Source organism: Rhizobium etli 8C-3, assembly GCF_001908375.1.
Lineage (GTDB): Bacteria > Pseudomonadota > Alphaproteobacteria > Rhizobiales > Rhizobiaceae > Rhizobium > Rhizobium etli_B.
In genome coordinates this window covers 811,101-822,658 of record NZ_CP017244.1, presented here as the reverse complement: position 1 = coordinate 822,658, position 11,558 = coordinate 811,101, and the positions used below count along the sequence as shown (strand labels likewise).

Here is an 11,558-nt window from a genome sequence, read left to right as displayed (position 1 = left end):
ATGGAGGGCGTTCAGCATGACGGATATCAACAAGGTGCTTTGGTCCGAGGGGCTGTTCCTCCGGACGCAGCATTTCCAGCAGCAGGACCGTTATACCGAAGCTTTGGTGCGGGGCGCGCTGCAGGCTGGACGGCTGCAGACCTTCGGTTTCAGATCCCTCACGCTCGATGCCGCACAGCTGGAAGCCGGGCGGGTGGCGGTAACGTCGGCGCGCGGCATTTTTCCGGACGGCACTCCGTTTGCCATACCCGAAACGATGGACGCCCCCACACCTTTGACAATCACCGGTGACATGGGCGCGGGAGCGGTGCAGCTCGCCCTGCCCTTGGAGCCACCCGGCGGCGCCAGTTTCGACCCGGCTCACCGCGAACCAACCGGAGCGCGGTTTAGAGGACGGATCGAATGGGTACGCGATGCCGTCCACGGGGGCGCTGATCCCGAAGAGATCGAGATCGCCCGGCCGCAAGCCCTCCTCCTTTCGCCGGCGCAGGCGACCGGTGGCTACTCGGCAATGCCGGTGACGAACGTTACCGGGCTGCTTTCCGATGGCAGTGTGGCGATGTCCGAAAATTTCCTGCCGCCGGCGCTCGTAACCGGCGCGGTGCCCTTCTACGGCCAGCTCCTGCAGGAGGTAATCACGGGGCTCGACCGCATAGCCGAAGCGCATGGCAAGATGGTGCTTGGCGGCCCCGGCCGCAGCGTGGAAAATCTGCTGGTGCTCGATCTCGCCAACAGCGCGCGGCCGCGACTGGCCCACATGCTTCCTCAGGAGGTTTTTCATCCGGCCGAGCTCTTTCTGGAGCTCAGTGGACTGGCTGGACGAATGGCAACCTACGGATCGGGCTCACGGCGGCTGAGCGAACTTCCCACCTATGAGCATATGGCGCCGGGGCCGGCCTTTGCCGCACTCGCCGACACATTGCGCTCGCTGATCTTGAGCCTGCGCTATGTCGAGCCGAAGTCGCGGGCGCTGCCGGTTCTGAAGCACGCGACCAATGTCTGGAAGGTCCGCGTCGACAATCCCGAACTGCTAACGGCAAGTCGCATCGTTGTGCGCGTCGGGTGCGACATGTCCGACGAGGCATTGCGCAAGATCTTCGTCAATCAGGTGACCGTCGGTGCTGCAGACGAATTCGAGGCGCTGTGGAAGTCTCGACTGCCCGGCATCCGCCTCAAGCCCCTTCACTCGCAGCCCCGCGAAATCCCCTACGACGGGGACCGTCTCTGCCTTGAGCTCGATCAACGCAGCGAGCATTGGGAATCGCTTCTGCGCTCGCCCGGGTTCGTGATCGGAGTTTCCGGCGTTTTGCCTAGCGAACCACAGGTCGACTGCTATTCGGTAAACAGGTAGCACCATGACAAGTGAGGATCCATTCGGCCTTTCGGAAGATCAGGGCCGTACGCGCATCCGCCCGCCGGCGGGGGCAATGCCCCCTGTCATTCCCACCGGCGCATTGGCGAGACGCGCGCGATCCCACCCCAACACGCTGATCAACGCTTTCGCCACCTTGCTGGAATTTGCGCCGGAGCTCGAGAATGCATTGCCACCTGGCAATCCGGAAGCGCTGCGGACCAGACTGATGGAGGAGCTGGTTTCGGCGCGCGACGCGGCCGTGGCCGCCGGCGCGAGCCTGGCACAGGCAGATGCGGCCGCCTGGGCTGTCGCCTCCCTGCTCGACGATCTGGCGCTCAACACGCCTTGGGGCGGCTCCAGCGCCTGGCCCCGCCAGCCGCTGGTCGTCATGCTCCGCGGCGATGTGGACGCCGGAGCACAGTTCTTCGCAAGGCTGGAGGAGCTGGAGCGCTATCCTGGCCGCGATCGTGAACTGCTGGAGTTGCAATACTTCTGTCTGGCGCTTGGTTTCCGCGGCAAATATCGGGTGCCAGGGCGTGCGGGCGATCGCTCCATCAGCGCCGTTCGCGCTGCAGCGGCTCGCTTCCTGCGCGACGCTGATGCCGAAGGCGCGCCGCTCTCGCCCAGATGGGAAGGTGTCGCGGCAGCCGATGAGCCTTCCCGCTTTGCCGTTCCGATCTGGGTCCTCGCAGTCGTGGCTGTGGCGCTCGCGACGGCGATTTACGTGCTTCTGTCGGCGCGGCTAGGCGCCAGGGCAGAAGAACTTGCCACGCTCGTTCGGGCGCTACCGCCGCCGGAGCGCGCCGAGATCTATCGGCCGGAAAAACGTGCGCCGGCACCGGATGCGCCCCCGGTCGAACCTGTCGTCCTTGAGCTGCTGCCAGAATTCCGTGCCGCCGCACCTTCTGCGCTTCTGCCGGCCTTGAAGGGCAATGAAAACGCCTCTCGGGTCACACTCCTGCTTCAGTCGAGCACTCCGGAGCTTTTCCAGTCTGCCCGGCCCGAATTGACGAAAAGCTTCGAGCCGCTGGTCGCCTCCGTCGCAGCTGTTATCAAGGAGAATGCCGAACTGATCAGAAGTGTCACGATCATCGGACATACCGACAATGTTCCGCTCCAGACCTCTAATCCTCTATCCAACAACCAACGCCTCTCCGAGGCGCGCGCCGCAACGATTGCCGCTTTACTGCGTGCAAGCGGCTTGCCGCCTGAACGCTTGAAATCGGAAGGACGTGCGGCAACGCAGCCCCTTGCCAGAAACGACACTCGCGAAGGCCGGGCTGCCAACCGCCGCATCGAGCTCCTGATCGAGAAGGGGCTTTGAGATGGCGATCTTCCGTTTCCTCTGGGCTATCTTAACCTCGCGCTGGCTCTGGACCTTCATCGGGCTCGCGTTGCTGTCCCTGATCGTCTGGATCTTCGGCCCGATTGTCAGCGTCGGAGAGAGCGCGCTATTAGCGTCCGAGACGGTGCGATTGGTCATCATAGGCCTTCTCTTCGTTCTGTTTCTCATCTGGTGGATCACGGCACAACGCCGGGCAATCCGCGCCAATCGCCTTTTCGTTTCCGAAATCACCCCGCCACCGGAAGCGCCCCCGAGCCCGGCTGAGGAAGGCGTCGCCTCCGTAGGCGCAAAGTTCCGAGAAGTGATGTCGGAGCTGAAACGCCACAAAATCGGCGGCCGAAAGTTTCTCCGGGAGATGCCTTGGTACGTGATCATCGGCCCGCCTGCGACCGGCAAGACAACGGCACTGCGGCAATCTGGACTAAGCTTCCCCATCGACCTCTCCGACGATTTGCATGGCGTGGGCGGGACGCGCAACTGCGACTGGTTCTTTTCCGAAGAGGCGGTGCTGATCGACACCGCGGGCCGCTACGTTCAACAGGAAAGCCAACCCGACGTCGACGCAGCGGAATGGTTGGGCTTCCTCGATCTTCTGAAAAGGCACCGGGGCCGCCGGGCCTTGAACGGCATCATCGTGGCACTCGCCATCGACACGCTCCTAGAAGGCGACGCGGCCATTCGCGCGCACGGCCGCCAGATCCGCAAACGGCTAACCGAACTTCAGGAACGGCTCGAGATCCGCCTGCCCGTCTACCTGATGCTGACCAAGGCCGATCTTATAAAGGGGTTCGAGACTTTCTTCGGAGGGCTGTCGACGGCCGATCGCGAGCAGGTCTGGGGAGTGACCTTCCCGCCCGGCGCGAGCATCGACGGCAGCGAAGTCACGCGGGAACTTGCCGCATTGGCTGGCGAGCTCGAACGACGCCTCGTTCCGCGTCTCGAAGTCGAAGAAAACCTTACCGCGCGCGCGGAGATATTTCGTTTCCCGGCACAGGTTGGGAGCCTCTCCGAGCCCATTCGCGTGCTGGTCGAAACCGTCTTTGGTGAAAGCCGCTATGCCGAAAGTGCCTGGTTGCGTGGTATCTATTTAACCTCCGCCACTCAGGAAGGCACGGCAATCGACCGGCTGACGGCAGCCCTCGCGTCCTCCTTCGGCCTTCCGGCACAGCCCGCCGCGCCGATGCTGCGGGTTGAAAAGCGCAGCTTCTTCCTGAAGGACCTGCTCACCAAAGTGATCTTCAAGGAGGCGGGTCTCGGCACGTTCGATCCTGCCGCAGAGGAACGGCGTATCTGGATATGGCGAGGCGCCGCAGTGGCCGCCGCGGCATTGGTTGTCGTCGCCGGCCTGGCCTTTACGGTTTCCTATCGGAAAAACAGCGCCGCCCTTTCGGCACAGGCCGAACAGCTGGAGGCCCTGCAGCTTCCGCTCACTCCGGTTGCTGCACGTCAGGCGCCGCTGGAACCGCTCGACCTGGATGTGGCGCTCGAGGCCGCAACCGAAGTATCGAATGCCCGGACCGGGCCGCCAGGCGGGATTGCTGCGTTGATCGGCCCTTCCGCGGCGACCGAGATCAGACAGGCGCAGGAGGACGCTTATCACCGCTCGCTTCGCAACATATTGGAACCACGCATGGTTGCGCTGCTCGAGGCGACGATGTGGCGTCAGATCCGTGACCCGGAGTTCCTTCTCGGCGCCTTGAAGACGTATCGCATGATGACCGGATTGTCGCCGATGGACCCCGAATTCGCCAAGCAATGGTGGACTGAGCGGCTGCCCGAATTCGCGCCTGCGCCGCCCTTCCGGACCGAGATGGCTGCCGAACATCAACTCGCCGCAATCGATAACATGGCGGCGGATCAAGCGCTTATCCAGCCAGATGAGGCGCTGGTGGGCGAAGCACTGCGGAGCATCTGCTCAATTCCGCTTCCAGTGCGTGCCTATAATGCACTGCTCTCAGATCCGCAGATCACAGCACTTAAAGATTGGATTCCGGCGGACCATGTCGGCCCAAACGGCCTTAAGGTCCTCGCTCGACGCTCGGACAAGACCCTTAGGGTGGGCATCAGCGGCGCCTTCACCTATGACGGCTTTCACAGCGGAATTCTTGCACGGCTCGAGGACGTCGCCACTCAGGCTGCGCTCGATCGCTCCGTCTTCGCCGGAGGGTGCTCGGAAAATGCCAGCCCGTCGGTCGCCGCGCTTTCCCAGGACATCCTCAAGCTTTACTACGACGATTACATCGCGAAGTGGGACAGCTTTCTGCGCGACGTAAGGCTCGCGCCGCTGGTAGACCTGCAGACGGCGAGCGAAAACCTCAAGGATCTCTCCAGCGCAGATTCCTCGATGAAGCGACTGCTGAACGCCGTCATCCAGGAGACCGAACTTACCCGTTCCGAAGATGACGCTGGGGGCAAAGTTCCTCCGGCAGCAGCTTCCAAGCTTTTGTCCAAACTCGGCAAGATTGGCAAGCTTGCCAAAAAGGGCGTGAAGCTGATGCCTGCCCCCGGCTCCAAGGCTGAAGTGGATCTCTCGGGCATGCTGGTTGCCGAGCATTTCAAACCCATCAAGGCCGCGATCGCCGAGGTCGACGGCCAACCTCCAGCACTCAATGACGCCGTTGCAGCGCTCACTGCGCTCTCGAACATGCTGCAGACCGTATCGGCAAGTCCCGATGCCGAGGATGCGATAAAGCGGCAAGGCGGCTTGGCCGAACTCACAGGGGCGGTGGCAAAACAGGCCATGACCCTCCCTGACCCGCTCGACGACTGGCTGGCCGGCATCGCCGGCGACACGAGCGGCCTTACAACGGAAGCGGTCACCTCTGAACTTAACGCCATCTGGCGCGCCGATGTGCTGCCTTTCTGTCAGGCGGCGCTGGCGAACCGCTATCCGTTCATCCCTGACAGCGCAATCGATGTCAACGTGGTCGACTTTGCGCGGGTCTTTGGTCCGGGCGGGCTGATTGACAGCTTCATAAACAATCAGCTGATCAACTACGTCGACATGACGCGCCACCCCTGGAAATGGCGTGCGGACATCCGGCTCGATTCGTCAGCCTTAGCAGCCTTGGAACAGGCCCGGCTGATCCGCGACAGCCTCTTTCCAGGTGGTGCCGGACCGATCCTGACCTTTACGCTCGAGCCCAAGGACCTTTCGCCGACGGTCGGCCGCGTGACGCTGAACGTCGACGGCCAGAGTCTCACCTATTTCAACAACCCAACTCGCCCGCAGCCAATGACGTGGCCGGGCAAGGACGGGACGGGCGTCATTACCCTCGCCTTTCAGCCGCTTGACGGCTCGCCGGAAGTGATGGTCAGCGAAACCGGGAGCTGGGCTTTCCTGCGAATGCTGCGTGCCGGCCGACTGAGCGGGACCGAACTTCCGGAACTCTACAAGCTGCGGCTTGCCGCCCAGGGCCACTACGCCGATTTCGAGCTTCGGGCCGCGAGCGTGGCCAATCCCTACGACCTGAAAATGTTTGCGAGGTTTTCGTGCCCGACGCGGCTGTGATCCTGCCAGGCTTCTTCGGAAAACTGCCCGCGACGGGGGATTTCGTCACGCGCGGCCTGCCGGCATCCTTCGTCGGCGCTTGGGATCGCTGGATTAGCCGGCATCTGGTTCACCGGTTTCCGGAAGGTTCGATGTCGGTTCATCCGGCATTGCGATTTATCCTCGGCCCAGAAGCCTTCGGACCCATGACCGGCGTGGTGATGGCAAGCGCCGACCGCGCGGGCCGGCGGTTTCCGTTGACCATCGCGGCTGTGCCGCCGACCGCCACAACTGACATCACCACGCTGGCCGCAGACTGGCTCGATGCGTTGGAAGCTGCGGGAAAGTCTGCGCGCGAAGGCGAGATGGACGGCGACAGACTGGCGGCCCGCCTTGGATCCCTGCCCTATCCCGCGATCGCGGCGTGCGGCGCCCCGGTCCGGCGCATGACATTGTGGATGCGTGAATGCCAGGCATTCGAAGTTGATCCCGGCGCACCTGAAGCAGCGCTGCGCCACCTCTTCCCAGAAGGTATGGAGGCCGGCTGATGCAGATCTGGAACCAAACCGGCTTTCCGACCGAATTCACGATGGGCATGGACAAAGAGGGCCGCGAGTACATCGTCGTCGTCGTCAAGGGAACCTTCGATTTTCCGGAAACGCCGGGTGGCTCCGTGCGAAAATCATCCGTGCAGCTGCCGCTGGTGATGGCCGATACGCATACAGGTGAGCCCGGTTTTTCGGCCACCCTCTGGGAAACCGATTTTGCTTTTCGAAAGCCCCGCTGCGACATCATCGCCAATGGATGTGCCTATGCTCCCGGAGGGCGTCCGGTCGAACGTGTCAGCGTCGGAATCAAGGTGGGCAACTGGTCAAAGATCTTCGACGTAATCGGGCATCGCGAGTGGCGCGCCCGCGGACCGCTCTTGGTCGCCACTGCCCCGCAACCCTTCCTGCGTCAACCCTTCTCCTACGACACTGCGTGGGGAGGCACCGACCGCCTCGATCCGGAGGACAGGCTTCCCGCGAGCTACCCGCTCAACCCGGTCGGCACCGGCTGGGCACGCACGCGCAACCAGCATCGGATCTCGGGCCTTCGCCTTCCCAACACCCAGGCGGTCGGCGAGGAGATCCGCTCGCCCTTCGGCGACTACCGGCCGATGAGCTTCGGACCCTATGGCCGAGGCTGGCCGGGCAGGATCGAATTCGGCGGCACTTACGACCAGAACTGGATCGACAATATCTTCCCGTTCCTGCCGCCGGATTTCGACGACCGTTATTTCCAGATGGCGCCGCCCGACCAGCAAACAGAACCTCCGAACGGCGGCGAAGAAGTGGTGCTGGTCAACCTTACGCCTGCCGGACGCGAGAGCTTTCGCCTGCCGACCACCAGCCTTCCGATGACGCTGTTCAAAGGCCGTGAGAAAGCCTTCGAGAGTGCGATACCGCCCGACACCATTTTGTTTGATCCGGACAACCGGCGCTTTTCACTGGTCTGGCGCGTGTCTCAGCGCATCCACCGGACAATCCTCGACTTCAGCGAATGCTGGGTCGGACGTCCAACCGAGTCCATGCTGCGGGCACGTGCCACGGGCCGCGTGTTCGTGCGCGCGAGCAGTGCGCCTGCCCCCAAAGAAGAGGAAGAAGAGGCATGAGCGCCGCGATCGACATCGTCTCGATCGGCATGGCAACCGCCGTCGGCCTCGACGCGCCCTCCGCCTGCGCGGCAATGCGCGCACGCCTGGATGGCTTTCGTGAGACGCGCTTTTTGGGACCCGGCGGAAATTGGCTGATTGGAGCTCCCGTGCCGCTCCCGCGTAATTGGGTCGGCGAAAAGCGAATGGCCTATCTGGCCGCAGGCGCGATTTGCGAGGCTTTCGAGGCCGTTCCTGAAGCTCGCGGTCAGACCGCGCTCATCCTTTGTCTTGCCGAAGAAGGCCGAACTGGCCGCCCTGCACCTGATGGTGCGCGCCTTCTTGGCCGCATTGCGGAGATCGTGGAGAGCCCACCGCACGGCCGCTCGAGGATCGTCGCCCATGGGCGTCCATCGGGTCACGTCGCCCTCGAACAGGCGCGCCGCATACTGGCGGCGGGCGAAGCGTCCTACGTGATGATCGCCGGCGTCGACAGCTATCTGACGGCGGAGACCATCGCTTACTACCTCGCCAACAAACGGCTGCTCACTCCGGAGAATTCCAATGGCTTTATCCCTGGGGAAGCGGCAGCAGCTGTGCTTTGCATGCGTTCGCAAAAAAACTGCCTCCGCCTGTTCGGGCTCGGCCTCGCCGGCGAACAGGCATTCATTTACAACACGGAGGATCTACCATTGCGGGGCGACGGCATGACCTCGGCCTACCGCGCCGCACTTCAGGAAGCCGGCATCGAGATGAACCGGGTAGGCTACCGCATCGCCGATCTCGTCGGCGAACAATATTGGTTCAAGCAATCTGCATTGGCAAGTCTGCGCCTGCTGCGCGGCCGACACGAGTTTCAAGACATCTGGAGCCCGGGCGAATGCCTGGGAAATATCGGCGCGGCCGCCGTGCCCATGATGATTGGCATGGCTTTCACCGCCACCCGCAAGGGCTACGCCGCCGGCAACCCGGTCTTGATCGAAGCCTCCAACGATTCCGGTGCCTGCGGCGCAGCGATCCTGGCGGCGAGGGCCGCGTGATGTCGAACGTGTTCGCAAACGGGCTTGAAATTTCGGGCAAGGCAGTGAATGCCAGAACCATCGCGGTTTTCCCGGATACCTGCTTTACCCCACCCGAGAACCCGGCAACGCCGCCGGGCGTTCCAATACCCTATCCAAGCTTCGGCTTTGCCAGTGACACCGAAAAGGGCACGGGTACGGTCAAGATCGGTGGCCAGACCGTCAACATCAAGAACAAGTCCGATCTATCGAGAACATCCGGGACCGAGGCAGGCTGCGCCGCCAAGAAAGGCATCATTACCTCGAACAACACCGGAAAAGAATACTTCAACAGCTGGTCAAACGACGTCAAGTTCGACGGCGAGCCTGTTATCCGCTTCACCGACCTCGCAACCAACAATCATTCTTCGCCAGGCCCGAACACGGTCACTTGGCCACACATGGCGGGGCTGACCGCCGGCGGCCAGGACTGCGAAACTCTGCTCAACAAATACCAGATCCGGCTCCATCAGCACTCGAAGGCAAGTTGCCCTCCGGGACACGAATCCGAACACTTCGTTCGCGTCGGGTGCTTCCAGAGCAGCCGTAAGCAAAACAAGTCCTTTACGCGATGGAAAGAGTACGACAACCAGACCGCCCCGTGCATCTGCATGCGCTCCCGAAAGCACAAGAAAGGGGGAGGCTTTCAGCGCGGCGACGGCAGCAAGAAGGGTACGCCCCACAACTTGAAGACCAACCAGGAAGCCGCCTTCTTCCGAAAGGAAAAAAAGAGACGCAGGAAGCCTTCGCTCAAGAATGCAATGGAAAAATCCATTGCCGCCGTGGCGAAGAATGAGCCCGCAATCAAGAATGCGCCGCAGAAGGACGCTGATGACATGCTTGAATGCCTTCGGCTCGTGATGATAAACTATCTCCAGGATGTTGTCCGACCGAAGAAGACGCAGACCGAGCTGAATGCAATGACGGTAGGTAGGTGATGACGGACGATCCAGAATTGCGTCTCGACGACTATCCGCTTGACGAGATCGATATCGAGGCAATAAACGCGTTTCACCTCGGGAGAAATCTTTTCTCAGCGTCTGTTCAGCTGAGCGACAAGAATAATGAGGCGGGACGGTCGTTCCTGCTGCGGATGTCGCTCGACAACCAGATCCGTCAGGAAGTGCTTCTGGACATCGATGACCTCATTCTCTCGCATGTCAGCTTATCGGCGCGCGAGCATATCGCCTTGCAGGTCGGAGGTACCACCCATCACATTCACGACGGCACCATTGCAATCGGGGAAGGACCAGAGGCATTCACGAACAAACTTTGGAATCTGGACGAAAAGACTGCGTATCTCTATGGCGACGAAGGTACCGTCTGCTTCGCACAGGGTACCGATTGGGTACCGATCGACACAGGGACCTCGGCTTTCCTGCGTGCTATGCACGGTCCGGCCCCCGACCTGATCCACGTAGGCGGCGATCATGGGACTCTGCTGCGCCTGGATGGCTCTCGCTGGCGCTCAATTCCTCTGGGGTTCAACCATAGCATCTCGGCCTTGCAAGTCGCGCTTAGCTCAGATGTGTATCTCGGCTGCGAGAACGGATTCTGTGCTCGCTATGCGAATGAGGAACTCACCGAAATTGTCGCACCGGGGACACAGATATGCTCGATATGCGAGTTTGCCGGCAATCGGTACTGGGGCGATGATGAGTACGGCCTATACATCCAGAAGGGGATGGAACTCGTGCCGTTCAGATCACTCGGCTTCGTCTATGCAATGCAAGCGACCGACGCTTATCTTGTGGCCGTGGGCTGGAAAGAAGTTTTTACCTTTAACGGAACGGAATGGTCGGGGATCGAATTCGGCTATGACGGAAACCTCTTCGTTCGCCGGATAGACATGACTCGTGAATTCATCTGAGCAGCGGACCTGGCGGCGTCCAACCTCCAGTTCATCCCCGCTTCTCAAGAGTCGTTCTCAAATAATTTCTGACCTTGCCGAGATCGAGATCGCGTACCCGCAAATCCGACGGCCCAGACAGCACCCTCAACACGAAGAGTTCCCCAGCCTCCGGAAACTCGGCGTACCGCGCGTTTGCAATTTCCAGCCCCGCCTGCCCCGCTACTCTGAGCCCGTCAAGATGCGCCTCAAGCCGCTCGACGAGGCGTGCAAGCCGCTCCTCGTCCATGTCGGGGTTCTCGTCCGGATGAAGCAGGTGGTAATCGTAGACAGTCCACAGGAATGCCGCCATCTCGGCATGCTGTCGGACGATTTCGCGTAGAACAGGCGCAGCAGGCATCAGTTGAGGTTCACTGAGCCGCCACGAATGCGGTTTGCGGCGCTGGCGTGGCTTGTCACATAGGTGCCGCGGATCGTGATATGGCCGTCCTTTTCCATGATGATTGTCGCCTTGCCGCAACGAAGCTCGATGCGCTCCTCGCCCGTGATCCGCACGCGCTCTCCATCACGAACGACATTTGGCGTCGAAGACTTGCGCACCGGCTCCACGATGCGGCCGACGATCAGCGGTCGCGTCGCGTCTCCACCCTCGAAGAGCAGCGCGACCTCGGCACCGATCATTGCCGATGTGAGGTCGCACAAGCTTCGTGCCGGCAATGCAATGTCCCGGGGGTTGCCGGGGAAGACCACCAGTGGCACACCTGCGTCGAAGCCCAGCAACACGCCGATCACCACTCCTTCGATACGTTCCCGTGTGTCGAACATCTGA

At 61.7% G+C, this 11,558-nt stretch carries 10 protein-coding genes; 8 read left to right on the top strand and 2 right to left on the bottom strand.

The annotated features are described in order from the left end of the window. Nucleotides 1–16 precede the first annotated feature (16 nt). Genes tssK through AM571_RS28820 form a run of 8 tightly spaced genes read left to right on the top strand, consistent with a single transcriptional unit; the run spans nucleotide 17 to nucleotide 10,750 of the window. Nucleotides 17–1,351 carry a type VI secretion system baseplate subunit TssK gene (tssK, locus tag AM571_RS28855; protein ID WP_074064412.1) on the top strand — a complete coding sequence of 445 codons (1,335 nt, stop codon included), beginning with the start codon at nucleotides 17–19 and terminating at the stop codon, nucleotides 1,349–1,351. 4 nt (nucleotides 1,352–1,355) lie between these two features. Continuing rightward, the gene (gene icmH, locus AM571_RS28850; RefSeq protein WP_074064411.1) at nucleotides 1,356–2,678 is read left to right on the top strand and encodes a type IVB secretion system protein IcmH/DotU; all 1,323 of its coding nucleotides are present in this window, start codon (nucleotides 1,356–1,358) and stop codon (nucleotides 2,676–2,678) included. A gap of 1 nt (nucleotide 2,679) precedes the next feature. Further along, nucleotides 2,680–6,210, top strand: coding sequence for a type VI secretion system membrane subunit TssM (tssM, locus tag AM571_RS28845; protein ID WP_074064410.1), 3,531 nt, complete (start codon nucleotides 2,680–2,682; stop codon nucleotides 6,208–6,210). Then, a complete protein-coding gene (gene tagF, locus AM571_RS28840; protein WP_081377231.1) occupies nucleotides 6,192–6,737 on the top strand; it encodes a type VI secretion system-associated protein TagF in 546 nt (181 codons plus the stop codon). The genes tssM and tagF overlap by 19 nt, the downstream gene beginning before the upstream one ends. Then, the gene (locus tag AM571_RS28835; protein WP_074064409.1) at nucleotides 6,737–7,843 is read left to right on the top strand and encodes a DUF2169 family type VI secretion system accessory protein; all 1,107 of its coding nucleotides are present in this window, start codon (nucleotides 6,737–6,739) and stop codon (nucleotides 7,841–7,843) included. Before tagF ends, AM571_RS28835 begins: the two co-directional genes overlap by 1 nt. Then, nucleotides 7,840–8,862, top strand: a complete 1,023-nt coding sequence (locus AM571_RS28830) for a beta-ketoacyl synthase N-terminal-like domain-containing protein (protein WP_074064408.1) — start codon at nucleotides 7,840–7,842, stop codon at nucleotides 8,860–8,862. The genes AM571_RS28835 and AM571_RS28830 overlap by 4 nt, the downstream gene beginning before the upstream one ends. Continuing rightward, nucleotides 8,862–9,818 (top strand): DUF4150 domain-containing protein, encoded by a 957-nt coding sequence (locus AM571_RS28825; RefSeq protein ID WP_074064407.1) that lies wholly within the window; start codon nucleotides 8,862–8,864, stop codon nucleotides 9,816–9,818. Before AM571_RS28830 ends, AM571_RS28825 begins: the two co-directional genes overlap by 1 nt. Continuing rightward, complete coding sequence (locus AM571_RS28820) at nucleotides 9,818–10,750, top strand: hypothetical protein (RefSeq protein ID WP_074064406.1); 933 nt, start codon at nucleotides 9,818–9,820, stop codon at nucleotides 10,748–10,750. Before AM571_RS28825 ends, AM571_RS28820 begins: the two co-directional genes overlap by 1 nt. Nucleotides 10,751–10,781: 31 nt before the next feature. On the opposite strand, the gene AM571_RS28815 is transcribed toward AM571_RS28820, so the two are convergent. Continuing rightward, complete coding sequence (locus tag AM571_RS28815) at nucleotides 10,782–11,129, bottom strand: hypothetical protein (RefSeq protein ID WP_074064405.1); 348 nt, start codon at nucleotides 11,127–11,129, stop codon at nucleotides 10,782–10,784. After that, nucleotides 11,129–11,554 carry a DUF6484 domain-containing protein gene (locus AM571_RS28810; RefSeq protein WP_074064404.1) on the bottom strand — a complete coding sequence of 142 codons (426 nt, stop codon included), beginning with the start codon at nucleotides 11,552–11,554 and terminating at the stop codon, nucleotides 11,129–11,131. Before AM571_RS28810 ends, AM571_RS28815 begins: the two co-directional genes overlap by 1 nt. Nucleotides 11,555–11,558: the final 4 nt, after the last annotated feature.